The organism is Pseudomonas sp. SST3 (genome assembly GCF_003325755.1).
This window is the reverse complement of sequence record NZ_QORI02000007.1, coordinates 133,347-156,352: the sequence shown is the minus strand read 5'-3', so window position 1 is coordinate 156,352 and position 23,006 is coordinate 133,347. Positions and strand designations below refer to the sequence as shown.

Sequence of the window (23,006 nt, the reverse complement as noted above, 5' to 3'; positions counted from 1 at the left end):
ATGTCGTGCATATCAGGAGGTCTGTATGAAAACGCAACCAGCAACACCGGTCGCGTCTGCGTCCTTCGACGGGATGACGAACTGGCACGATCTGGATTGGGCCAGGATTCAACAAACCGTTCGGAAAGCGCAGCTAAAGATTGCGCAGGCAACTCGGGAAGGCGACTGGCGCAGGGTTAAACGCCTGCAACGACTGCTGACCCACTCGTTCTATGGTCGCTGTATGGCCGTAAGACGAGTCACGGAGAACCGGGGTCGCAAGACGCCGGGTGTCGATGGAGAAACCTGGGGAACGCCTCAGGCCAAGCTCCATGCCGTGGGACGTCTGTCGAAAAAGCGAGGCTATCGGCCCAAGCCGCTACGGCGGGTATGGATACCGAAGCCCGGCAAGCCAGAGAAACGCCCACTGGGTATCCCGACGATGTTGGATCGGGCCATGCAGGCGCTGTATCTGCAAGCGTTGGAACCTGTAATCGAAAGCACCAGCGATCCGAAATCCTATGGATTTCGCCCGGATCGTTCGACTGCTGACGCAATGGTCGAGCTTTTCCACCTGCTGTCGCCGCAAACGGCGCCGGTCTGGATTCTGGAAGGGGACATCAAAGGTTTCTTCGACAACATTAACCATGAATGGCTGTGCCGGAATGTCCCGATGGATAGGAAGGTGCTGCGCAAATGGTTGAAGGCCGGGGTTATCGACCGGCGACAACTCATGGCTACGGAGGCCGGGACGCCGCAGGGAGGAATTATTTCGCCCTGTCTGGCTAACGCTACCTTGAATGGCTTGGAGACTCAGCTAAAGCGCCATCTGGTGAAGAAGTTGGGGGCTCGGAAGGCCAAGAGCGCCAAGGTGCAGTGTGTGCGCTACGCGGATGACTTCGTCGTAACTGCAGCCTCGAAAGAACTGCTGGAGGAAGAAGTCAAACCCTGGGTAGAGCAATTCCTGTCGGTACGAGGGGTTGCGCTGTCACGGGCAAAAACGCAGATCACGCACATCCACCAAGGCTTCGATTTTCTGGGGTGGAATTTCAGGAAGTACGTGCCGAAATCGCTTTATAGGAAAGCCAAGCTGCTGATCAAGCCCTCGAAGAAGAATGCCTCGGCGTTCTATCGGAAAGTGCGAGATATCATCAAAGGCAGCGGAGCACTGACGCAGGACGCGTTGATCGGCCAGCTGAACCCGGTACTGAAGGGGTGGGCGCAATACCACTCCCCGGTCGTGGCAAAACAGACCTTCAGCAAGCTGGATAATCTTATTTTCTGGCGGCTCTGGAGGTGGGCGAAACGTAGGCATCCGAAGAAGTCGGCTGACTGGATCAGGAATAAATACTTCCGATCCATAGGCAGGCGGAACTGGGTGTTTGCGTATCCCTACAAGAATGGCAAGGGAGAAAGGCAGTTCCGACGGCTGTACGGGCTGGCGGAAACCGCCATCGTGCGTCACAAGCGTCTGCCGGGTGAGTATCAGCCCTACGACGCGACGCAGGAACTGAGGTGGGAAGCGCTGAGGGTTCAACGGATGCAGCTCAAGCTGCGTTATCGGGGACAGGTGCTCAGCATCTTCCGCAGACAGAAGGGGCTCTGCGCCCTGTGCGGGCATGCGATCAGCAGGGAAACCGGTTGGCACGACCACCACGTCATCAGGCGTGTGGACGGCGGGCCGGATACTTTGAGGAACCGCGTGCTGCTTCATCCCAACTGCCATGCACTGGTGCATAGCCAGCGTGAAAAGGTAACTCTGCGATACGGTGGCCAGAGATGCTAATATCTCGCGCCATATAATGTCGGTTAGCCTCTTGGCTGGCTTTTCGTAAACTTGAGCCGTATGCGGTGAAAGCCGCACGTACGGTTCTTAGGGGGGGACGGGCCAGTAATGGCCTGTCCCTACCCGACCTGCTTTATCCCGCGATGGTGTTATGAGTTATCAGGTACTAGCCCGTAAATGGCGTCCGCGCTCGTTCCGCGAAATGGTCGGGCAGACGCATGTGCTCAAGGCCCTGATCAACGCGCTGGACAGCCAGCGCCTGCACCACGCCTACCTGTTCACGGGGACGCGTGGGGTCGGCAAGACCACCATCGCGCGGATCATCGCCAAGTGCCTGAACTGCGAGACCGGCATCAGCTCTACACCCTGCGGCGAGTGCTCGGTCTGCCGTGAGATTGACGAGGGCCGTTTCGTCGATCTGATCGAGGTCGACGCCGCGAGCCGAACCAAGGTCGAGGACACCCGCGAGCTGCTGGACAATGTGCAGTACGCGCCCAGCCGCGGCCGTTACAAGGTTTACCTGATCGACGAAGTTCACATGCTCTCGTCGCACTCGTTCAATGCGCTGCTCAAGACCCTTGAGGAGCCGCCACCACACGTCAAATTCCTGCTGGCCACGACGGACCCGCAGAAACTACCGGTGACTATACTTTCGCGCTGCCTGCAATTCTCGTTGAAGAACATGCCGCCCGAACGCGTGGTCGAACACCTGACCCACGTGCTTGGCGTCGAACAGGTGCCCTTCGAGGAGGATGCGCTCTGGCTGCTCGGCCGCGCCGCCGATGGCTCGATGCGCGATGCCATGAGCCTGACCGACCAGGCGATTGCCTTTGGTGAGGGTAAGGTGCTCGCGGCCGATGTGCGCAGCATGCTCGGCACCCTCGATCACGGGCAGGTTTATGGCGTGCTGCAGGCGCTGCTCGAAGGCGATGCGCGGGCGCTGCTTGAAGCGGTTCGTCACCTTGCCGAGCAGGGCCCCGATTGGGGGGGAGTGCTGGCTGAAATGCTCAATGTTCTGCATCGTGTCGCAGTTGCCCAGGCATTGCCGGATGCAGTGGATAACGGGCAGGGCGATCGCGACCGGGTATTGGCGCTGGCGCAGGCATTACCAGCCGAAGACGTACAGTTCTACTACCAGATGGGCCTGATTGGGCGGCGTGATCTGCCACTGGCACCTGATCCGCGTAGTGGCTTTGAAATGGTCCTGCTGCGCATGCTCGCGTTTCGACCTGCCGACAGCGAAGGCGCACCGCGAACATCACTAAAGAGCTTGGGGATCAGTCCGGCCACGACTGATTCCACAACAGCGGACGTGGCCGGTACAGCAACATCGGCTGCGCCGGTTCATGATCCGGTTGCGGTATCGGTGATGCCGACGCAGCCCGCTGTCATTACCCCTCCCACCATGCAACAAGTGGAACCGATTCCCGTTCCGGTAGATGTCGTTCCCGCACCGAAACCGGTGCCCGCGAATGCCGTGGTGGTGGAGACTTTGCCCGAGCCTGCAACGCCGGAACCCGTGCCCCTTGTTGTCGACGTGCCTTGGAACGAGCCGCCGGACACCGCACCAATCGCGATAGAGCGCGAGGCATTGGAGCAGCGGGCCACGCCGGTTGCCGAGCCTGAGCATGTCACTGCAGTCGTCGAGGTAATCGAGCAGGACGATGACGAGCCGCCGTTGACCGACGAGGATTACTTCGAAGCCGAAACGCAGGCCGAAGCCTATCTCGATGGGTTGGATGATTTCACGCCGGAGCCGCAGGTCGCCGAGCCCGCCCCGGCGGTCGAGCCCGCGACGGGATTGGCTGCAAAATGGCTCGATATTTATCTCAAACTCGGTCTGGGCGGCTTGACCGGCAGCATCGCGGCCAATTGCACATTGATTTCCGTAGACGGCGATCGCTGGCTCATGCACCTGGATCCAGCGCAGAGTGCGCTGTTCAATGCAACACAGCATCGCCGCTTGAACGATGCGCTGAATCAGTACCACGGACGCACATTACAGCTGGATATCGAGCTGCAGGCGCCGCAGCAGGAAACACCTGCCCAGGCGGCTGCGCGTCGCCGCGGTGAGCGTCAACGGGCGGCAGAGCTGTCGATCCAGGCCGATCCCGTGGTGCAGCAACTGATGCAGCAGTTCGCCGCCGTCATTCGCGACGGTACCATCGAACCCGTAGAACACTCCGAACCCTGATCGAGGTAGATTCCCATGATGAAAGGTGGCATGGCCGGCCTGATGAAGCAGGCACAGCAGATGCAAGAAAAAATGCAGAAGATGCAGGAAGAACTGGCCAACGCAGAGGTAACCGGCCAGTCCGGCGCGGGCTTGGTGAGTGTCGTGATGAACGGTCGGCACGACGTCAAGCGCGTTAGCCTGGACGACAGTCTGATGCAGGAAGATAAAGAGATCCTCGAAGACTTGATCGCCGCTGCGGTGAACGACGCCGTACGCAAGATCGAGCAGAACAGCAAAGAGAAAATGGCCGGCATGACCGATGGCATGCAGTTGCCGCCGGGTTTCAAAATGCCGTTCTGAGCACCATGAGCTGCAAGTGAAGCGCTAAGGTTTGCTGAAGCGGTGGAATCAGTCGCGACCTTGCAGCTTGCAGCTTCAATGTTCAGTTTCACCGAGTTCACCGAGACCTTCATGTCCTTCAGTCCACTGATTCGTCAACTCATCGATGCACTGCGCATTCTTCCCGGCGTGGGCCAGAAGACCGCTCAGCGCATGGCGTTGCAGATGCTTGAGCGTGACCGCAGCGGCGGGCTTCGATTGGCTCAGGCGTTGACCCGAGCCATGGAAGAGGTGGGTTATTGCCGGCAATGCCGGACATTGAGTGAGGATGAGGTCTGTCCCCAATGTGCCGACCCACGGCGGGACGATTCACTGCTGTGCATCGTTCAGAGCCCTGTGGATGTATTCGCTGTAGAGCAGACAGGCTTCCGTGGCCGCTACTTCGTGCTCAAGGGCCATCTGTCTCCGCTCGATGGCCTTGGCCCCGAGGCCATCGGGATTCCCGAACTGCTCGTACGGGTGGCCGAAGGCAATTTCAGCGAGGCGATATTGGCAACCAATCCCACCGTCGAAGGTGAGGCTACCGCTCACTACATCGCCCAGTTACTGATTCCGAAGGGCCTGACGCTCAGCCGTATTGCCCACGGGGTGCCGCTGGGCGGCGAGCTTGACCTGGTGGACGGGGGCACGCTCGCGCACGCACTGGCCGGACGAAAAACCATCACGCTTTGAATCTGAAGCTGTAGAACAACTACGGCGGAGCGATGATCACGGTACTTAACAGCTGCTGATTTATAACCACATGTTTGTGGCTTATGGCTATTAGGCAGTGCCGGTTAGCAAAAACTTCGTGTAAAGTTCTAAGCCAGAAATGAGTTATAACTCCAAGCTATTACATGCTTTCTTTTAGTTATATAACCTGGCAATGACGACAAATTCGAGGTCGATGATGAAGGCAAAACTCTGGCTGGTACCCGCCCTGTTGTTGCTCAGTGCTTTTGCTCAAGCACAGGAAAAATTCAAAGTCGGTTACATCCGTGTCATGGATGACGCGCAGGCAATGGTGGCCTACGAGGGCGAGTTCTATAAGAAACACGGCCTGGATGTGGAGCTGGTTGAGTTCAGTTCCGGTACTGATCTGATCAAGGCCATCATCGGTGGTCAGCTGGATACCGGCGTCCTCGGCTTCACCAATGCGGTGGCCTGGGCCTCCAAGGGCGCTGACCTCAAGGTCGTTGGCGGCGCCCAGCAGGGTTATCACTCCATCGTGGCTCGCGAAGGAACCGGCATCGAGAAGATTGCCGACCTGAAAGGCAAAATACTCGCGTCTCAGAAAGAGGGCAGCACGGCTGATGCGGTGCTGCGTGGCGTCACGTTGAAGGCCGCCGGGTTGTCACCCAGCGAAGTGAACATCATGGGTACCAGCCCGGCGGTTGCGGTGCAGTCTCTCGTCTCGGGCCGCGCCGATGCAGCGTTTCTCTTCGAGCCTTATGACCGGATTGCCCAGCTGGTGGCGCCAGTGGAGCAGATATACGAAATCGGCGAGGTCTGGCCATTCCCTTGCATGGTGGTGATCACCTCCGGCGAAACCCTGGAAAAGCGAAAGGAAGAAGTCTGGAAATCCTTGGATGCCCAGCGCGACGCAATTGCGCTGCTGGAAGACCAGCCGGGCGAAGCAGCCAAGCTCATTGCTGATTACTTCATTGCCGAGCCGACGCTGAAGACACTTCATCGTGGCGAGCTACCTCGCGAAGTCGTCATCGAAGAAGCCATTGCCACTCAGACCTTCAGCGCCAAGCTTGGGGATGCCGACCTGGCACGTATTCAGGAGCTGGCAGATATCCTTCAGGAACTCGGCTCGCTTAAGACCCGCGATGGCAAGCCGTTCGATACAGGTGCGATTCTCGATCTGTCCTGGCAGCAGGCGCGTGAACTCTAACGCTACGGCAGATCGTTCCACACACTGCCCGGCCCTAGCGCCGGGCAGTGTCATTCAGCCCGCCAGTGGGCAAGATTCTTGAGGTCTTCAAAGCGTTATGCAGCTCAGGTTTGAAGAAGTAGACAAACATTTCGGGCAGCTCGAAGTCATCAAGGGCTTCAGCGGCGAATTTGCCCAAGGCGAGTTGGTCGCGCTGGTGGGACCATCAGGTTGTGGTAAGTCGACATTGTTGCACCTGGTCGCCGGATTGGAGAATCCGACTGCCGGGCGCGTGCTTGCCGACGGCAAGAAGATCCCTGGTCCGAGCCCTCGGCGTACCCTGGTTTTTCAGGAGCACGCTCTGTATCCATGGCTTTCGCTACAGGCCAATGTTGCCATGGCGTTAGAGCTTCAAGGGGTCGCCAAGGCTGATGCGTTCGAGCAGGCGAAGGCCTGGCTCGCCCGGGTAAGTCTGGATGGTTTCGAGCATTACTACCCGCATCAGGTGTCTGGCGGTATGCGCCAACGTACCGCACTGGCGCGAGCTTTCATCGCCAAGCCGGAAGTGCTGCTGCTCGATGAACCCTTCGGTGCGCTGGATGCGCTGACGCGTATGGCTCTGCAGGATGTGTTGCGTGAGCTGATCGATGAGCATCAACCCACAGTACTGTTGGTCACCCATGACGTTGACGAGGCGTTGTACCTGGCCGATCACGTACTGGTATTCAGCGCACGTCCGGCGCGAGTGCTTAAGACCTTCAATTTCACCCACTGCGAAAAAAGCCACGATCTTTCCGAATTTGCAGCCGAGCGGCGCGAGATTCTTCGGTTGTTGGGCATCAAGACGGAGGTAGGGCACCAATGAGCCAGGGACGTCGTCTTACCGGCCCGAAGAAGTATCTCGCTGTGGTATTGGCGATTCTTTTCATTTTGTTGATATGGCAGATCGCGGCATGGAGCCTGCCAGCGTTTTTGATGCCAGGTATTCCGGTAGTTTTTGAACGGCTGTTCGCCACTGTTCAGGAACCTGCGTTCCGTGACGGATTGTACGGCAGCATGAGCCGGCTGGGCAGCGGCTACAGCTTCGCGTTGCTGTTTGGTATCGGTTTTGGTTTGGTGGGAGGGGTGCTGTTCTTCTTCCGTGAAATTCTGCGCTCGGCCATCGTGATCCTTCAATCGATTCCGTCGATCGCTTGGGTACCGCTGTTTCTTATCGTGATGGGTTTCGGCAATCTGCCCATCATAGTCGTGGTTGCATTGGCCGCTTTCTTTCCGATGGCGCTGTCTGTGATGAACGCGACCGAAAGCGTACAGCCGGTCCATGTATCTGCGGCCCGGGTGATGGGTGCATCGCGTTGGCAGCTGCTGCGGCGCGTCTATCTGCCAGCCGTCATGCCGGAGCTGATCACCGGTGCACAGCTGGCCTTCGGTAACGCTTGGCGCGCGCTGATTTCGGCGGAAATGCTGATCGGTTTCGGTCAGGGCCTGGGACGTTCTCTGGCCTATTCCGGCGAGATTGCGGACATGGTTGGGGTGATGATGAACATCCTCGTGATTGCCATCCTCGCAACTCTGATCGATCAGGTGGTGCTGGAGAAATTCAAGCAACGGATGCTTCGCTACCAATACATCTGAGAGGTACGCGCTGATGACCTTTCTGCTGCGGCTGATGCTTGTGCTGACAATCCCGGTCAGTGCGCTGGCAGCGCCTCTGAACGCAGTGCCGGTCGGCGATTATCGACCGCTGAAAGCGGCGGAAGCGGGGTCGGTTACCGAGGGATTCGAAGCCTCTTGGCTGGCCGGTCTGGCTGAGGCGCTGGGGCGCGATATTGCGTTGGTCGACAGGCCCACACAAACTGATCTGCGTATCGGTGCGGTTGCATCGGGCCCTGCCTATTACTCCAGCGATATCGGGGCGCTAACAGCAGCTGAAGCGGGCCCTGCTGACTGGGCGGACCTAGCGGGCAAGCCATTCTGCGTCACGGCGGAAAGCTCTCATTCAGTTATCGTCGTGTCTCGCTTTGGCGGCATTGCTCGCGTCTATCCCAGTGCAGCACAAGCGCTGATCGGACTGAAACTCGGCGAATGCCAGGCGGTGGTGGATGATCGCCTGCTGCTGGAGCAGATCGCCGCTCTGCCCGAGTGGCGTCGCTACAACCGGCTGCTGCCCGTGTTGGAACAAGCCACTGTTACGCTGCGAATCAAGGCGGAAGACGCGGTACTGCAGCAGCAAATCGAGCAGATCATGGCCAGTGATCAGGGCCAGAGGACGCGGGCTGAAATCACTCAGTATTGGATCGATGAAGTCGCCTTCCAGGCCTATGTGCTCGCTGATACCTTGGATTGTCATTAGCGATTGTCTGGAAGGATCTCACTCGGCTTCGATTAACTGAGGCAAGGCCAGGCGCAACCCATCGAGTTTGAGCGGGGCGCGGATATGGCCGCGAAGACTTCCATCGGGACCGATGATCGCCAGATTTCCGCTGTGGCTGACGCTGTATTCGCCCTCGGTTTCCATTGCCGGGACGAAAGGAAGGCCCAGCGCTCTGGACAGTTTTTGCAGTTGCGCCATATCGCCCGTTAATCCCTTGAAGCCCGCTCGGTAATAACCCAGGTAAGTGCGCAGCGCTTCGGGCGTGTCGCGCGCCGGATCGGCGCTGACCAGCACCAGCTGGAGTTGGTCGCGAGCCTCCTGTGGTAACTGGCCGAACAGCCGGCGCATATCGCTCAGGGTGGTAGGGCAAACGTCCGGGCACGCCGTGAATCCGAAGAACAGGAGATGCCAGCGGCCGCGCAGAGCATCGGTACTGGTGACCTCACCCTGCTCATTTACCAGTTCCACATTCGGTAACTGCCGCTCGCGCGGCAGAAGCAGCAGATTAGCTTCATCAAGCAGGGCGTTGCGATCGAGCGCATGCGAAATCGAGCTGCAAACAAGCAGGCCCAGTAGCGCTGCACAGCGGGTGGCTATCGAAGTCTTGCGGAACACGACTAGCGCTCGTTCAGCTCGAACGCCGTGAGCGTGAAGGTGGGGATTCCCATGTCTTGCAGTTTGCGTGAACCCCCCAGCTCGGGCAGATCGATGATCGCAGCGGCTTCATGAATCTGCGCGCCCATGCGGCGAACCAGCTGCGCGGCGGCCACCAATGTGCCACCGGTTGCGATCAGGTCGTCCAGCAGCAGTACCGAATCGCCTTCGCAAAGGCTGTCTGCGTGGACTTCAAGAAAGGCTTCGCCGTACTCGGTGTTATAAGAGGCGGCCAGCACGTCGGCTGGAAGTTTTCCTTTCTTGCGGAACAGAATCAGCGGTCTGTTCAGTTCGTAGGCGATTATCGAGCCGATTATGAAACCACGAGCATCCAGCGCGCCAACGTGGCTGAAATTGGTCTCGACATAGCGCTGGATCAGGCTGTCCGCCACCATGCGCAGGGCTTTTGGCGATTGCAGCAGTGGCGTGATGTCTCGGAACACTACGCCTGGCTTGGGAAAGTCCGGGACCGGGCGAATCAGCTTCTTGATGGAAAACTCATCGAAAATCATACGGGCTCCGGGCGCGTCAGGCGTCCATGTTTCCGCCCGCAAGGGCGCATAGGCGAATGGAATCGAGGATGCGCACTTCCTTACCCTCGGCTTCTAGCAGGCCGTTCGCCTGGCAGCGAGTAAATACACGGGACACTGTCTCGACCGCGAGGCCCAGATAGCTGCCGATTTCATTGCGAGACATGGGTAGGCGAAACTGGTTGGCAGAGAAGCCGCGCGCGCTGAAGCGCGCCGAAAGGTTAACCAGAAAAGTCGCGATGCGCTCATCGGCTGTCTTCTTCGAGAGCAGCATCATCATTTGCTGATCATCACGGATTTCGCGACTCATGATGCGCATCAGCTGGCGGCGCAATTGAGGCAGCAGTACGCTGAGCTCATCTAGGCGATCGAAGGGTATTTCGCAGACCGAAGTGGTTTCCAGCGCTTGTGCGGATACCGGATAGGTTTCGGTGTCCATGCCGGAAAGCCCGACCAGCTCGCTGGGCAGATGGAAGCCCGTGATCTGCTCTTCTCCAGCATCGGTAACGCTGAAAGTGCGCAAGGCCCCCGAGCGGATGGCAAACACGGAGCTGAATACGTCACCTTGACGGAACAGCATTTCCCCCTTCTTCAGAGGACGACCCCGCTTGACGATCTCATCCAGCGCTTCCATGTCCTGCAGGTTCAACGAAAGCGGCAGACAAAGGCCAGACAGGCTGCAGTCCTTGCAATGCGCTTGCGGCTGCTTGCGGACCTTGATCGACTCGGACATAGGTGGTTCCTGAAAAACCTTACGGGACGTGCAAGATTACCTCAGGGAGCCTTCATAGGCCAATTGGCACACACGGTCGCAGGTCGGGTTGACCAGCGCCTTGCTCAGTTTGCGCAGGATGAGTACGGATTGGAGTGCTCGGGTATGTAGCGGTCGAACGACATGCAGACCAGATGTGCCAACAGGCGTCCGGCCGGCAGGATGCTGATGAGATTTTCCTTCAGTTGGATAACCCCCTCGGCAGCCAACTGTTCCAAGGCAGGCCAGCTCTGTTCGAAATAGCTCCTGAAACGGATCCCGTACTCTTTTTCGAGTTCATCGAAACGTAGCTCGAAATCACATGTCAGGGCCTGAATTATCCTGCGTCTGATCTGATCATCTTCGTTGCATCGCATCCCGCGAACCGTAGCAAGCTGGTCCTGACCCAGCGACTGCTGATAGGCGGTGACGTCGCTGCTGTTCTGGCAGTACAGGTCGCCGACCTGACTGGTCGCCGAAACACCCAGGCCGATCAGGTCGCAATGGCCATGAGTGGTATAGCCTTGAAAGTTGCGCTGCAGCCGTCCGTCTTCCTGTGCCATTGCCAGCTCGTCGTCAGGCAGGGCGAAGTCATCCATGCCGATATAACGGTAGCCGGAGCGGGTCAGTTGCTCCACGCCGTGTTGCAGCATTGCGAGTCTGTCGGCTGGAGTGGGGAGATCGGCTTGCCTGATACGTCGTTGTGCCATGTGCCGCTCAGGTAAGTGGTCATAGCCCGAAACGGATATTCGGTCCGGTTGCAGGGCTATGATTGCGTCTAACGTCCGTGCGAAAGCTTCGGGAGTCTGCAGCGGTAGTCCATAAAGCAGATCGACGTCGATCGTACGGTACTGCAGGGTGCGGGCGGCCTCGATGACCGTCTGGGTCTGTTCAAGCGTCTGCACTCGATTGATCGCCCGTTGCACGCCCGGATCCAGGTCCGGCAGGCAGATACTGACTTGGTTGAAGCCAAGCTCGCGCAACAGACCCATCGTCGGCCAGTCTGCCTCGCGAGGATCGATCTCGATGCTGAAGTCAGCGTGATCGTCGTCTTGAAGCGTGAAATGCTTGCGCAAATGAGCCATTAGCCTTCGCAGCTCGTCATGACCAAGAAAGGTCGGTGTGCCGCCACCGAAGTGCAACTGCTCGACCACCTGGTCAGCTCCGAGATGGCAGGCAGTCAGCTCGATCTCCCTCGCCAGACGCTCCAGGTAGGGCTGTGCGCGCCCCCGATTCTCGGTAATGACCTTGTTGCGACGGCAGTGATAGCAGGCACTCGCGCAGAATGGCAGATGAACATACAGCGAAAGCGGACGACTGGCCTGCCGGCTTCGACGCAGTGCATGCAGCAGATCGAAGGAACCCAGGCTGCCGAACTGGAGAGCCGTCGGATAGGACCAATAGCGTGGCTCAGCCTGATCGTAGCGACGGATCAGGTCGGCATCCCAGCGAATGGCGTCGAGCATCGTACGTTCTCGGGTTAAGTGCAGTGACGGGATTCTAGGGGGGGGAGGACCGACTAGACTTGACCTGTATCAAGTGAGTCTTGACGCTGCGACCAACGCGGGCATCGGTGTCAGGAAAGGGAGATTTATTCGCGGAAGTGTGGTCGGATTAGTCAAACTGGGAGCCCCAGCCGAATCGTTCCTTCCGCACAGGAGAAGTTCATGCACAGCCGCCAGCTAGAGATCGCTGCCGCACTCCATGTTTGCCAGCCCTTCGACGATCCTGCCGCTGTACAGGCGGAGATAGACCGGCGAGTCGCCTTTATCCAGGCGTGTCTGCGCGAATCCGGCCTGAAAACCCTCGTTTTGGGCATCAGCGGTGGTGTCGACTCGACCACTGCCGGCTTGCTCGCACAGCGAGCGGTCGAAGGGATGCGCGCAGCCGGAGAGGGCGACGACTACCGCTTCATTGCAGTTCGTCTGCCGTATCAGGTGCAGCATGACGAGGACGAGGCCCAGTTGGCGGTCGATACGATCAAGCCGGATGAATGCCATACCGTCAATATAGGTGCCGCCGTGCAAGGGCTGTCACGTGCTACCGAGGCGCTGGAAGCATTGACACCAGCGAAACGGGATTTCGTGCTTGGAAACACCAAGGCGCGGATGCGTATGGTGGCTCAGTACACCATTGCCAACGCTCGGCAGGGGCTGGTTATCGGCACCGATCATGCGGCCGAAGCGGTAATGGGGTTCTTTACCAAATTCGGCGACGGCGCCTGCGATCTGACACCCCTGGCTGGCCTGGTCAAGCATCAGGTGCGTGAGCTGGCCGCCGCGTTGGGGGCACCCGATCAGCTGGTGAAGAAGATTCCAACGGCCGATCTCGAGGAGCTTTCTCCAGGCAAGCCGGACGAGGAGGCGCATGGCGTGACCTACCAGAATATCGATGCCTTCCTGCAGGGTCGGTCGATACCTGATGAAGCGGCCCGCATCATCGTCGAAACCTACGACAAATCAGCGCATAAGCGTCAATTGCCGAAAGAGCCCTGACAAACACATGGTGTTAAAGCCGGAGCTTGCCGGGAGCTGCTACCTGCTTGCGGTTTTTCAGTGGTGAAGATGCGCCGGTTGCTGCTGAGCTGGACCACTGCCATGCCCCATCAGCCACTGCTGATGGGGCCCAGGGAGCGTCCAGACACCGAACAGGATGACTGTCACCCCGCCAAGTACCCGTACGCCGCGTTTACGCAGCACGGCGGTTAGCCGCTCGGCCGCCAGGCCGGTTGCCAGCAGTACGGGCCAGGTGCCAATACCGAACGCTAGCATCAGCAGCGCGCTGTCGAGCGCGTCGCCCTGGCTCGCAGCCCAGAGCAGGGTGCTGTAGACCAGACCGCAGGGAAGCCAGCCCCAGAGCGCGCCGAGCAACAGAGCGCGGGGTACGCTCCGGACCGGCATGAGCCGGCTGGCGAATGGCTGAATATGACGCCACAGTCCCCGTCCCAACGCCTCGACTCGTGTCAAGCCGCTCCACCAGCCGGCCAGATAAAGTCCCATGCTGATCAGCAGCAGCGCCGCTACGACACGCAGCGCCATAGCTGCTGGGCTGTTGGCGACCGCCCAACCGGCTAGCCCGATGAGTAGGCCCGCGCTGGCATAACTGAGCACCCGACCGAGGTTATAGGCGATCAGCAATCGCAACCGTTTGCCGCGCTGGTCCTGCGGAATCGCCATCGTCAGCGCGCCCATCAAGCCGCCGCACATGCCCAGGCAGTGCCCGCCGCCCAGCAGGCCGAGTACCAGCGCAGAGACCATCAGCGGAAGCAAGTCAGCCACGATCGGATTTTCCGTCGCCGTTGCTCTTTTCCGCTTGCTCGATGCCAGCGCGATGCTTGGGATCTTCCTCGTCGAACAGGATGCTATGAGCAGGGCCATCCAGATCGTCGTACTGGCCGCTATCGACCGCCCAGAAAAATACCCAGATGGCCAATGCAACCAGAACCACGGCGACGGGAATCAGAATGTAAAGCGCGGCCATAAGGGCCTCCAGAAACGGTACGGCAAGCACGGCAGAAGTGGTGGAGTTATCCTACGCCAGGCAAAGCCGATTGTCGGGTTGGGGGCTGATCGGGCAGGTGAATCAGCCGCATGGCGTTGAGCACTACCAACAGCGAAATCGCCGACATACCCAGCGCCGCCCATAGTGGCGTCACCCAACCAATGGCGGCGAATGGCAGGATCAGACCGTTGTAAAGGCTCGCCCAAGCAAGGTTCTCGATAATGATTCGGCGGCTGCGGCGCGCCACGGTGAAAGCCTGTACCAAGCTGCCGAGACGATTGCTGAGCAGGACAGCATCTGCGCTGGTCTTGGCCAGATCGGTCGCCGTCCCCATGGCCACGCTTATGTCTGCAGCAGCCAGGACCGGGGCATCATTGACGCCGTCGCCCAACATCAGTACCCGACAGCCTTCGGCTTGTAATCGCTGCAGATGAGCCAGCTTATCGGTTGGAGTCATTCCACCGTGCGCGTCCTCGATATTCAGCTCTCGGGCGATCTCGCCGACCATGGGTGAACTGTCGCCAGACAGTAGTACGGTTTTCCAGCCGCGCTGCTTGCAGGCACGCAGCAGCTCAGGTGCGTCCTCGCGCAGACGATCATTTAGCACCAGCCACGCCAGTGGTCCGTGGGTGTCGCCCAGCAGCAGCCATTGCCCTTGGCCTCCCGGAATGGCGGGAGCGGTGCCTGCGTAACCGGTCGCAACGAATTCGGGCTGACCAATACGCAGCGTACGTCCCGCGACCGTTCCTTGCAGGCCCAGGCCGGGAATGCTTTCCACCGTCTCAGCAGCTTGAGGTGCCCGGCCGAACGCTCTGGCAATCGGGTGCTCGGAGCGGTTTTCCAGCGCGGCGGCCAGCTCCAGACAGACATTGGCGTCCAGCCCGGCCAGCGGGCGAACCTCGCGCAAGGTCAGACGTCCTTCGGTCAGCGTGCCGGTTTTGTCGAAGATCACCGTGTCAATGTGGTTGAGCCCCTCCAAGACGTGCCCGCGGGTAAGCAATAGCCCAAGTTTATGCAGCGTTCCGGTGGCTGTGGTCAGGGCGGTCGGAGTCGCCAGTGACAGGGCACAGGGGCAGGTGGCGACCAGCAAGGCAAGAACGATCCAGAACGCGCGTTGCGGGTCGATCTGCCACCAGACGAGGCCGATGACAGCGGCCGTCAACAGCACGATCAGCAAGAACCATTGCGCGACCCGGTCTGCCAGTTCGGCGAGGCGTGGTTTGTCCGACTGGGCGCGCTCCAGCAGGGCGACAATGGCCGACAGACGAGTGTTGTCACCCAGCGCTTTGACTTCGATGGTCAGGGCGCCTTCGACGTTGAGTGTTCCGGCGGTGACGGCGTCACCAACGCTTCGTGCCTGCGGCAGATATTCGCCGGTGAGTACTGACTCGTCGATGCTCGACTGTCCGCTGAGGATACGGCCATCCGCCGGGATCAGTGCGCCTGGATGCACCAGTACCTCATCGCCGAGTTGCAGCTCGCTGAGCAGAATGCGCACCGTTTGGCCGTCTTCGGCAAGTTTCAGGCAGGACGCCGGTAACAGATTGACCAGCTGTGCGGTGGCTGCGGCGGTGCGTTCCCGGGCGCGACGCTCGAGAAAGCGTCCGGCAAGCAGAAACAGTGCAAACATGCCCACGGCGTCGAAATACAGTTCGCCCTGACCGGTAACGGTCGACCAGATGCCGGCTACATAGGCACCGCCGATCGCTAATGAAACCGAAACGTCCATGGTCAGGTGACGGGTGCGTAAATCGCGCAGTGCCCCCTTGAAGAAATCGGTGCAGCAATAGAAAACGATAGGGGTGGTCAGCAGCAGGGCGGTCCAGCGCAGGATGCTGGCCATCCCTGGCGAAAGGTCGATATTGAATTCCGGCCAGGTCGCCATGGTCGCCATCATCACCTGCATCCATAGCAACCCGGTCACACCCAGTTGGCGCATGCTGCGTCGATTTTCCTGGGCAAGACGCTCGGCTGCCTGATCGGCCTGGTAGGGATGTGCGGCGTAACCGATGCGCCGCAGCTCGGCGAGCAGTTCGCTGAGCGGCAGGGTCGCATCGTTCCAGCGCACCCGCAAACGGTGGCTGGAAAGGTTCAGGCTGGCCTCGGTGATGCTGTCGAGTCCGCGCAGGTGTTTTTCGATCAACCAACCACAGGCGGCACAGCTGATGCCTTCGATCATCAGGGAGGTGGTGGCCAGCTCGCCTTCGTGTTGCACGAATGGCTGTTGCACGTCCTTACGGTCGTACAGCGCCAGCTCTTCGGTAAGTGCCTGCGGTAAAACGCCGGGATTGATGGAGGCATCGCTGCGATGCAGGTAGTAGCTCTCCAGCCCGCCCTGAACGATCGCCTCTGCGACCGCCTGGCAGCCCGGACAGCACATTGCCCGCTGCTCGTTGAGCACGCGGGCCTGATAAGCGCTGCCGACAAGGACCGGCAGGCCGCAGTGATAGCAGGGGGTTGGACTCGCCATTGATTGATCAGTAGCTCAGTTCGAGTGTCTGGCCGCTTACGATTTCCTTTTCCTCGAACAGGCGCCAGTCCTGATCACCCTCGCGACCGAGCAGTTCAACGAAGCGCCTACCGGTGACCGGCTCCTGCATCTGTCCCTGATAGAAGCCGTTGCCCTGAGGCTGGAGAACAATGCGGCGATCGCGTTCGGGCTGAGTCGGGGAGAGCAGGTTCAGCACTAATTGCTGCGGTCCGCTGTGACCGCTCAGCTGTACTTCGGCCAGTCCGCGCTCGTCGTTGAGCGTCAGCTGAGCTTGTAGTTGCAGACGCTCGGCGAGTTTCTCGCGCTCCAGTGACTGGTTGATGCCCTTGCCGGCGTCGTAATAGTTGTCTGACACCAGCGTGTCGGCATTGCGGATCGCGATGGTAAGCATCGAGGTGCCGAGAATTACCGATATCAGCAAGATGCCAATGACGAACCAGGCCCAGAACTGGGTGTACCAACGGGTGTTCTCTTGGTCTGAATTACTCATGTACTACCTGTCAGCGAATGCTTGGGCCGATGAAACGGCTTTCCGCTTCGTCTTCGATTGAGGAATCATCCGCCGACTTGACGTGGAAGACGATGTCGTTGGTGCTCGAGGGAAGCTGCTCGGGGGCAACCGAAAGCTCCACCGGAACGGTGACCAGTTCACCGGCCTCGGCGCGGATCTCGTTGCGTCCTTCGTATTGCAGACCATCCAGGCCAGTGGCCTCGATCACGAAGGTCTGCCCGTTTTGGGCCTTGTTCATCACTTTCAGCGTGTAGACGTTTTCGATCCTGCCTTGCTCGTTTTCACGGTAGAGCACGCGATCCTTGAGAACGTCTAGCTTGACCAGAGAGCGATCGGTGACTGCGTAGACGAACACGCCCATCATGGCGACCAGCGCAACGGCATAGCCCATCAGGCGGGGCCGGGCCAGGTGGGTTTTCTGCCCCGACAGGTTGTGCTCGGTGGTGTAGCTGATCAGCCCGCGAGGGTAGTTCATCTTGTCCATGATGGTGTCGCAGGCATCGATGCAAGCCGCGCAGCCAATGCATTCGATCTGTAGGCCGTCGCGGATGTCGATGCCGGTGGGGCAAACCTGTACGCACATGGTGCAATCGATGCAATCACCGAGTCCCATGGCCTTGTAATCAGTCTCCTTCTTCCGTGGCCCGCGGCGCTCGCCGCGACGCGGGTCGTAAGAGACGATCAACGTATCCTGGTCGAACATCACACTCTGGAAGCGTGCGTAGGGGCACATGTAGATGCACACCTGCTCACGCAGATAACCGGCGTTGCCGTAGGTCGCCAGGGTAAAGAAACCCACCCAAAACAATGCCCAGCCGCCCACTTGGAAGTTCAGCAGATCAGGCACCAGATCTCGGATCGGGGTGAAGTAGCCAACAAAGGTGACAGCAGTAGCCAGCGAGACGCCTAGCCAAATCGAATGCTTGGCCAATTTGCGTAGAAACTTGTTGGCACTCATGGGCGCCTTGTCGAGCTTCATGCGCTGGTTGCGATCACCTTCGGTGACCTTTTCAGCCCACATGAAAACCCAGGTGAACACGCTTTGCGGGCACGTATAGCCACACCAGACGCGGCCGGCGAACACAGTGATGAAGAACAGCCCGAACGCGCAGATGATCAGCAGCGCCGACAGCAGAATGAAATCCTGGGGCCAGAATGTGGCGCCAAATATGTAGAACTTGCGCTCGGGCAGGTCCCACCAGACAGCCTGGCGGCCGTTCCAGTTCAGCCACACGGTGCCGAAATAGAGCAGGAAGAGCAGCGCACCGCCTGCGAGTCGCAGATTACGGAACAGGCCGGTGAAGGAGCGGGTATAGATTTTTTCGCGAGCGGCATAGAGGTCGGATGATGCGTTGACCTTGGCCGGGGGGGTTACATCATGAACGGGGATTTGCTCGGACATCGAATACGTACCACGGCGGAGGGTGAGTGTCCCGGTCGATACATGCCGACCGGGATCCTTAACTGACCTGCTGCGAATGGTACGCCTCGATGGCTGACATCAGGTGCGACCGTGGGTCGCGCCTGGATTGCCTGTCAGTCCTCCGACTGTTGCGAGAGGCTGTACACATAGGCCGCCAGCAGGTGCACCTTGTCGTTACCAAGGATGTGCTCCTGGGCTGGCATGCGGCCGTTACGGCCGTAGCGCAGGGTCTGTTGAATCTGTCCGAAGCTCGAGCCGTAGAGCCAGACGTTATCGGTCAGGTCCGGTGCGCCCATGGCTTCCGTGCCTTTACCTTCAGATCCATGACAGGCTACACAGTTGGCGGCAAAGATCTTTTGACCCTGCTCAATGTCAGCGTTGATGCCTTCGGGTATCTCCCGGCCGGCCAGGGTGCGGACATACCCGGCAACGTTGCGAATGCCTTCCTCGCCGATGACATCGCGCCATGCAGGCATTGCAGCCTGACGCCCGCCCATGATGGTGGTCTTGATGGTCTCGGGGGCGCCGCCCCACAGCCAATCGTTGTCCGTCAGGTTGGGGAAGCCGTAAGCGCCCTTAGCGTCCGAGCCGTGGCAGACGGAGCAGTTGGATGCGAACAGGCGACCGCCCATCTTCAGGGCTTGCGGATCTTGAGCGACTTCTTCGACGGGCATCGATGCGAACTTGGCGTAGAGCGGGCCGTATTGCTCGTTCGCCTTGTCCATTTCGCGCTGCCATTCCTTCACTTGGGTCCAGCCACCTTCGTAACCCGGCATCACGCCTTTCCAGTTACCCAGGCCCGGGTACAGCACCAGATAACCGAGGGCGAAGATCACCGTGGCGACAAACAGCATGAACCACCAGCGCGGGAGCGGGTTGTCGTATTCCTCGATGCCGTCATAGGAATGGCCGACGGTTTCTTCGGTGCTGTCGTGGCGTTGTCCCTTGCGAGTCGCGAGCAGCAGCCAGACCAGTGCGGCAATGGTCCCCAGGCTCAGCAGGGTGATGTACCAACTCCAAAACGAGGTCATTTATTTCTTACTCCTGGAAGCTTCTTCATCACGCTTCTTGGCGTCGGGCTCGTCTGCGAAGGGCAGGTTGGCAGCTTCATCGAAGCTTTTCTTGCGCTTGCTGCTATAAGCCCAGAGCACGACGCCAATGAAGGCGACGAAAACAAGAATGGTGCCCAGACCGCGAAGAGTCCCGATTTCCATGGTGCGTTACCGTTTGTTGGTGAGTGCAGTGCCGAGTACTTGCAGGTAGGCGACGAGGGCATCCATTTCGGTTTTGCCCTTGACCGCGTCCTTTGCACCGGCGATGTCTTCCTCGGTGTAAGGCACGCCTACGCTGCGCAAGGCTTCCATCTTCTTGGCGGTGTCCTTGCCATCGAGGCTCTGCTCGACCAGCCAGGGGTAAGAAGGCATCTTCGATTCAGGCACGACGTTGCGCGGGTTGTAGAGGTGCGCACGATGCCAATCATCGGAGTAGCGGCCGCCAACGCGGGCCAGATCCGGGCCGGTACGCTTGGAGCCCCACAGGAACGGGTGGTCGTATACGCTTTCGCCGGCAACCGAGTAGTGACCGTAGCGCTCGGTCTCGGCGCGGAACGGACGGACCATCTGCGAATGGCAACCGACGCAGCCTTCGCGGATGTACAGGTCACGACCTTCGAGCTGCAGCGCGGTGTAGGGCTTCATCCCCTCAACCGGCTCGTTGACCACGTCTTGGAAGAACAGCGGAACGATCTGGGTCAGACCGCCGATGCTCACGGCCAGGACCATGAACAGCGTGAGCAGACCGATGTTTTTTTCAACTAATTCATGATTCTTCATTTATCGGTTCCTCAAGCGATCTGCGCAGCGGCTTCGTACTCGGCCGGCTTGGCGGCACGCACGGTGCGCCAGGTGTTGTAGGCCATCAGCAGCATGCCGGTGACGAAGAAGACACCGCCGACCCAGCGAACAACAAAGCCGGGGTGGCTGGCTTCCAGTGCTTCAACGAAGGAGTAGGTCAGCGTGCCGTCTTCATTGATCGCACGCCACATCAGGCCCTGGGTGATGCCGTTGACCCACATCGAGGCGATATAGAGCACGGTGCCGATGGTGGCCAGCCAGAAGTGGGCGTTGATCAAGCCGATGCTGTGCATCTGCCCGCGCGCGAACACCTTCGGAATCAGGTGGTATATGGCGCCGATGCTGATCATCGCAACCCAGCCGAGCGCACCGGCGTGAACGTGACCAATAGTCCAGTCGGTGTAATGGGACAGCGCGTTGACGGTCTTGATGGCCATCATCGGACCTTCGAAGGTCGACATGCCATAGAACGCCAGGGAGACCACGAGGAAGCGCAGGATCGGGTCGGTGCGCAGCTTATGCCAGGCGCCCGACAGGGTCATCATGCCGTTGATCATGCCGCCCCAGCTCGGGGCCAGCAGGATGATCGACATCACCATGCCCAGGCTCTGTGCCCATTCAGGCAGCGCGGTGTAGTGCAGGTGATGTGGGCCGGCCCAGATGTACAGGGTGATCAGCGCCCAAAAATGAACGATCGACAGGCGGTACGAGTAGACCGGACGGCCCGCCTGCTTCGGAACGAAGTAGTACATCATGCCCAGGAATCCGGTGGTCAGGAAGAAGCCCACGGCATTGTGGCCGTACCACCACTGAACCATCGCATCGGTCGCACCCGCGTAAATCGAGTAAGACTTGAACCAGGTCACCGGCACTTCTAGGTTGTTGACGATGTGCAGCATCGCCGTCACCAGAATGAAGGCGCCGAAGAACCAGTTGCCAACATAAATATGGCTGACCTTCCGTTTCATGATGGTGCCGAAGAACACCAGCGCATAGCTGATCCAGACGATAGCCAGCAAGATATCGATCGGCCACTCCAGCTCGGCGTATTCCTTGGAGCTGGTGAAGCCCTGCGGCAGCGTAATTACCGCGAGCACGATTACCGCTTGCCAACCCCAGAAGGTGAACGCTGCCAGGCCATCGGAGAACAGCCGTACTTGGGAGGTGCGCTGAACCACGTAGAGGGACGTGGCCATCAGAGCACAGCCGCCAAAGGCGAAAATGACAAGGTTGGTATGCAAGGGGCGCAGGCGGCCGAAGCTGGCCCACGGCAGGTCGAAGTTCAGCTGAGGCCACACGAGCTGTGCGGCAATGAACACGCCCATTCCCATCCCGATAATTCCCCATACCACCGTCATGATGGCTAATTGGCGAACCACCTTATAGTTGTATGCAGTCTCACTTATTGCTGTGCTCATGCAAGGCTTCCACGCTAAATGGCATATCAAGGGGGCAAAAACGGCGGCAAGTATGGAGAAAGGAGGGGGGCAATGCAATCAACGCCCAGGCCATCTCGTACCGTTCGGACCCTGATTCCAAGCGTTTTCCATGCTTTTTGCAGGGTCGTTTTCACATCAGGCCGATGTGTTGAATCGACGGCTTCGCCTTGTAGTTCTGCGGGGGGCGGCGAGTGGGGAAGGAATATAGAAGCAGCCAGGCTGAAGGGCAAACAGCGAAGGGATTGGGTGGTCTGCGACAGAGCGTCGCACTGTGGCTTTTTCGGACGAAACTTGTCTTAAAAACAGGGCGGTACGGTGATACCGCCCTGTAGTGATTTACTGCTTCGCCAGATGTTCTGGCTGTTGCGACAGGCTATACACGTAGGCGGCAAGCAAGTGCACCTTGTCGTTGCCCAGGTATTGTTCCTGCGCCGGCATTTGGCCGTTGCGCCCGTGACGAATGGTCTGTTGCAGCTGCGGCAGGCTCGAACCATAGATCCATCCGGCGGGGTTGGTCAGGTTGGGCGCGCCCAGCGCAGCCATGCCCTCGCCATTCGCGCCGTGACAGACCGAACAGGTCTGCGCGTAGACCTGGCCACCGACGGTTGTATCCGCTTCGACGCCTTCTGGCAGAGGGAGACCGGCCAGATCGCCGCGCACGAAGGCCGCGACGTTCTTGACGCCTTCTTCGCCGATAACCTGACCCCAGGCCGGCATCGCTGCAACGCGGCCGTGAAGAATGGAGGCCTTGATGGTCTCTGCATCACCACCCCAGCGCCAGTCGCTGTCCGCCAGGTTGGGGAAGCCGTTCGCGCCCTTGGCGTCCGATCCATGGCAGACCGAACAATAGTTGGCGAAGAGCCGGCCACCGATCTTCAACGCATGCTCGTCCTGAGCAAGTTGGGCGACATCCATGGCCGAATACCTGGCGAAGATAGGGCCAAACTTGGCGTCCGCTTGCTCGACCTCTCGCTGCCACTGCTTGTCCTGGGTCCAGCCGCCTTCGTAACCGGGCATTACGCCTTTCCAGTTACCCAGGCCCGGATATAGCACCAGATAGAGAATGCCGAACACCAAGGTGCCGATGAACAGCATGAACCACCACTTGGGCAGCGGGTTGTCGTATTCCTCAATGCCGTCGAAGGAATGCCCCATGGTCTTGTCGGTCGTGCCCTCGGACTCGCCCTTGCGAGTGGCAAAAATCAGCCAGAACAGAGCGACGATGGTGCCCAGCGTAAGCAGGGCGATGTATCCACTCCAGAAAGCGTTCATCTGTTACTC

General features: G+C 59.3%; 23 protein-coding genes. 9 read left to right on the top strand and 14 right to left on the bottom strand.

Annotated features, from left to right (window positions below):
- Positions 1 to 25 precede the first annotated feature (25 nt).
- The 8 genes from ltrA to DQ405_RS09335 all read left to right on the top strand — a co-directional run bounded on the left by ltrA (position 26) and on the right by DQ405_RS09335 (position 8,551).
- Positions 26 to 1,765, top strand: coding sequence for a group II intron reverse transcriptase/maturase (gene ltrA, locus DQ405_RS09370; protein ID WP_168423959.1), 1,740 nt, complete (start codon positions 26 to 28; stop codon positions 1,763 to 1,765).
- Between the two features lie 151 nt (positions 1,766 to 1,916).
- On the top strand, positions 1,917 to 3,959 hold the full coding sequence (gene dnaX, locus DQ405_RS09365; protein ID WP_168423958.1) for a DNA polymerase III subunit gamma/tau: 2,043 nt from the start codon (positions 1,917 to 1,919) through the stop codon (positions 3,957 to 3,959).
- Positions 3,960 to 3,974: 15 nt separating this feature from the next.
- Positions 3,975 to 4,301, top strand: coding sequence for a YbaB/EbfC family nucleoid-associated protein (locus tag DQ405_RS09360; protein WP_025241324.1), 327 nt, complete (start codon positions 3,975 to 3,977; stop codon positions 4,299 to 4,301).
- Between the two features lie 111 nt (positions 4,302 to 4,412).
- Positions 4,413 to 5,012 carry a recombination mediator RecR gene (gene recR, locus DQ405_RS09355; RefSeq protein ID WP_168424047.1) on the top strand — a complete coding sequence of 200 codons (600 nt, stop codon included), beginning with the start codon at positions 4,413 to 4,415 and terminating at the stop codon, positions 5,010 to 5,012.
- A 217-nt stretch (positions 5,013 to 5,229) separates the two neighbouring features.
- Positions 5,230 to 6,219, top strand: coding sequence for an ABC transporter substrate-binding protein (locus DQ405_RS09350; RefSeq protein WP_168423957.1), 990 nt, complete (start codon positions 5,230 to 5,232; stop codon positions 6,217 to 6,219).
- Positions 6,220 to 6,316: 97 nt separating this feature from the next.
- On the top strand, positions 6,317 to 7,063 hold the full coding sequence (locus tag DQ405_RS09345; RefSeq protein WP_168423956.1) for an ABC transporter ATP-binding protein: 747 nt from the start codon (positions 6,317 to 6,319) through the stop codon (positions 7,061 to 7,063).
- Entirely contained in the window at positions 7,060 to 7,833 is a 774-nt protein-coding gene (locus DQ405_RS09340; RefSeq protein WP_168423955.1) for an ABC transporter permease, read from the top strand. Before DQ405_RS09345 ends, DQ405_RS09340 begins: the two co-directional genes overlap by 4 nt.
- Before the next feature lie 13 nt (positions 7,834 to 7,846).
- A complete protein-coding gene (locus DQ405_RS09335) occupies positions 7,847 to 8,551 on the top strand; it encodes a transporter substrate-binding domain-containing protein (protein WP_168423954.1) in 705 nt (234 codons plus the stop codon).
- An 18-nt stretch (positions 8,552 to 8,569) separates the two neighbouring features.
- Here DQ405_RS09335 and DQ405_RS09330 read toward each other — a convergent pair whose 3' ends face one another.
- From DQ405_RS09330 to hemN, 4 genes are all read right to left on the bottom strand, one after another.
- On the bottom strand, positions 8,570 to 9,169 hold the full coding sequence (locus tag DQ405_RS09330; protein ID WP_168424046.1) for an SCO family protein: 600 nt from the start codon (positions 9,167 to 9,169) through the stop codon (positions 8,570 to 8,572).
- Between the two features lie 20 nt (positions 9,170 to 9,189).
- Complete coding sequence (locus tag DQ405_RS09325; protein WP_168423953.1) at positions 9,190 to 9,738, bottom strand: adenine phosphoribosyltransferase; 549 nt, start codon at positions 9,736 to 9,738, stop codon at positions 9,190 to 9,192.
- A gap of 16 nt (positions 9,739 to 9,754) precedes the next feature.
- Positions 9,755 to 10,489, bottom strand: a complete 735-nt coding sequence (gene fnr / locus DQ405_RS09320; RefSeq protein WP_168423952.1) for a fumarate/nitrate reduction transcriptional regulator Fnr — start codon at positions 10,487 to 10,489, stop codon at positions 9,755 to 9,757.
- 104 nt (positions 10,490 to 10,593) lie between these two features.
- Complete coding sequence (gene hemN, locus DQ405_RS09315) at positions 10,594 to 11,973, bottom strand: oxygen-independent coproporphyrinogen III oxidase (RefSeq protein ID WP_168423951.1); 1,380 nt, start codon at positions 11,971 to 11,973, stop codon at positions 10,594 to 10,596.
- 201 nt (positions 11,974 to 12,174) lie between these two features.
- On the opposite strand from hemN, the gene nadE reads away from it, so the two are divergent.
- Positions 12,175 to 13,002, top strand: coding sequence for an ammonia-dependent NAD(+) synthetase (nadE, locus tag DQ405_RS09310; RefSeq protein ID WP_168423950.1), 828 nt, complete (start codon positions 12,175 to 12,177; stop codon positions 13,000 to 13,002).
- Between the two features lie 57 nt (positions 13,003 to 13,059).
- Here the strand turns inward: nadE and DQ405_RS09305 are convergent, their stop codons facing one another.
- The 10 genes from DQ405_RS09305 to ccoP (DQ405_RS09260) all read right to left on the bottom strand — a co-directional run bounded on the left by DQ405_RS09305 (position 13,060) and on the right by ccoP (DQ405_RS09260) (position 22,997).
- A complete protein-coding gene (locus DQ405_RS09305) occupies positions 13,060 to 13,785 on the bottom strand; it encodes an urease accessory protein UreH domain-containing protein (RefSeq protein ID WP_168423949.1) in 726 nt (241 codons plus the stop codon).
- Entirely contained in the window at positions 13,778 to 13,987 is a 210-nt protein-coding gene (ccoS, locus tag DQ405_RS09300; protein ID WP_168423948.1) for a cbb3-type cytochrome oxidase assembly protein CcoS, read from the bottom strand. The genes DQ405_RS09305 and ccoS overlap by 8 nt, the downstream gene beginning before the upstream one ends.
- Positions 13,988 to 14,033: 46 nt before the next feature.
- Entirely contained in the window at positions 14,034 to 16,478 is a 2,445-nt protein-coding gene (locus tag DQ405_RS09295; protein ID WP_168423947.1) for a heavy metal translocating P-type ATPase, read from the bottom strand.
- 7 nt (positions 16,479 to 16,485) lie between these two features.
- Positions 16,486 to 16,989, bottom strand: coding sequence for a FixH family protein (locus DQ405_RS09290; protein WP_168423946.1), 504 nt, complete (start codon positions 16,987 to 16,989; stop codon positions 16,486 to 16,488).
- Positions 16,990 to 16,999: 10 nt separating this feature from the next.
- Positions 17,000 to 18,412 carry a cytochrome c oxidase accessory protein CcoG gene (ccoG, locus tag DQ405_RS09285; RefSeq protein WP_168423945.1) on the bottom strand — a complete coding sequence of 471 codons (1,413 nt, stop codon included), beginning with the start codon at positions 18,410 to 18,412 and terminating at the stop codon, positions 17,000 to 17,002.
- 134 nt (positions 18,413 to 18,546) lie between these two features.
- Entirely contained in the window at positions 18,547 to 19,464 is a 918-nt protein-coding gene (gene ccoP / locus DQ405_RS09280; protein ID WP_168423944.1) for a cytochrome-c oxidase, cbb3-type subunit III, read from the bottom strand.
- On the bottom strand, positions 19,465 to 19,647 hold the full coding sequence (locus DQ405_RS09275; protein WP_168423943.1) for a cbb3-type cytochrome oxidase subunit 3: 183 nt from the start codon (positions 19,645 to 19,647) through the stop codon (positions 19,465 to 19,467). It abuts the gene before it with no gap.
- Between the two features lie 6 nt (positions 19,648 to 19,653).
- Positions 19,654 to 20,265 (bottom strand): cytochrome-c oxidase, cbb3-type subunit II, encoded by a 612-nt coding sequence (ccoO, locus tag DQ405_RS09270; protein WP_168423942.1) that lies wholly within the window; start codon positions 20,263 to 20,265, stop codon positions 19,654 to 19,656.
- Positions 20,266 to 20,276: 11 nt separating this feature from the next.
- Positions 20,277 to 21,704 carry a cytochrome-c oxidase, cbb3-type subunit I gene (gene ccoN, locus DQ405_RS09265; protein WP_168423941.1) on the bottom strand — a complete coding sequence of 476 codons (1,428 nt, stop codon included), beginning with the start codon at positions 21,702 to 21,704 and terminating at the stop codon, positions 20,277 to 20,279.
- Positions 21,705 to 22,061: 357 nt separating this feature from the next.
- On the bottom strand, positions 22,062 to 22,997 hold the full coding sequence (ccoP, locus tag DQ405_RS09260) for a cytochrome-c oxidase, cbb3-type subunit III (protein WP_168423940.1): 936 nt from the start codon (positions 22,995 to 22,997) through the stop codon (positions 22,062 to 22,064).
- Positions 22,998 to 23,006 lie beyond the last annotated feature (9 nt).

Bases quoted from the DNA above. Each gene is read 5' to 3' on its own strand.
- DQ405_RS09290 (WP_168423946.1), bottom strand. From the start codon at position 16,989: ATGAGTAATTCAGACCAAGAGAACACCCGTTGGTACACCCAGTTCTGG.
- ltrA (WP_168423959.1), top strand. From the start codon at position 26: ATGAAAACGCAACCAGCAACACCGGTCGCGTCTGCGTCCTTCGACGGG.
- DQ405_RS09360 (WP_025241324.1), top strand. From the start codon at position 3,975: ATGATGAAAGGTGGCATGGCCGGCCTGATGAAGCAGGCACAGCAGATG.
- ccoG (WP_168423945.1), bottom strand. From the start codon at position 18,412: ATGTCCGAGCAAATCCCCGTTCATGATGTAACCCCCCCGGCCAAGGTC.
- ccoP (WP_168423944.1), bottom strand. From the start codon at position 19,464: ATGACCTCGTTTTGGAGTTGGTACATCACCCTGCTGAGCCTGGGGACC.
- dnaX (WP_168423958.1), top strand. From the start codon at position 1,917: ATGAGTTATCAGGTACTAGCCCGTAAATGGCGTCCGCGCTCGTTCCGC.
- DQ405_RS09325 (WP_168423953.1), bottom strand. From the start codon at position 9,738: ATGATTTTCGATGAGTTTTCCATCAAGAAGCTGATTCGCCCGGTCCCG.
- DQ405_RS09345 (WP_168423956.1), top strand. From the start codon at position 6,317: ATGCAGCTCAGGTTTGAAGAAGTAGACAAACATTTCGGGCAGCTCGAA.
- ccoN (WP_168423941.1), bottom strand. From the start codon at position 21,704: ATGAGCACAGCAATAAGTGAGACTGCATACAACTATAAGGTGGTTCGC.
- hemN (WP_168423951.1), bottom strand. From the start codon at position 11,973: ATGCTCGACGCCATTCGCTGGGATGCCGACCTGATCCGTCGCTACGAT.
- ccoP (WP_168423940.1), bottom strand. From the start codon at position 22,997: ATGAACGCTTTCTGGAGTGGATACATCGCCCTGCTTACGCTGGGCACC.
- DQ405_RS09275 (WP_168423943.1), bottom strand. From the start codon at position 19,647: ATGGAAATCGGGACTCTTCGCGGTCTGGGCACCATTCTTGTTTTCGTC.
- DQ405_RS09350 (WP_168423957.1), top strand. From the start codon at position 5,230: ATGAAGGCAAAACTCTGGCTGGTACCCGCCCTGTTGTTGCTCAGTGCT.
- recR (WP_168424047.1), top strand. From the start codon at position 4,413: ATGTCCTTCAGTCCACTGATTCGTCAACTCATCGATGCACTGCGCATT.
- DQ405_RS09295 (WP_168423947.1), bottom strand. From the start codon at position 16,478: ATGGCGAGTCCAACCCCCTGCTATCACTGCGGCCTGCCGGTCCTTGTC.
- ccoO (WP_168423942.1), bottom strand. From the start codon at position 20,265: ATGAAGAATCATGAATTAGTTGAAAAAAACATCGGTCTGCTCACGCTG.
- DQ405_RS09340 (WP_168423955.1), top strand. From the start codon at position 7,060: ATGAGCCAGGGACGTCGTCTTACCGGCCCGAAGAAGTATCTCGCTGTG.
- fnr (WP_168423952.1), bottom strand. From the start codon at position 10,489: ATGTCCGAGTCGATCAAGGTCCGCAAGCAGCCGCAAGCGCATTGCAAG.
- ccoS (WP_168423948.1), bottom strand. From the start codon at position 13,987: ATGGCCGCGCTTTACATTCTGATTCCCGTCGCCGTGGTTCTGGTTGCA.
- nadE (WP_168423950.1), top strand. From the start codon at position 12,175: ATGCACAGCCGCCAGCTAGAGATCGCTGCCGCACTCCATGTTTGCCAG.
- DQ405_RS09335 (WP_168423954.1), top strand. From the start codon at position 7,847: ATGACCTTTCTGCTGCGGCTGATGCTTGTGCTGACAATCCCGGTCAGT.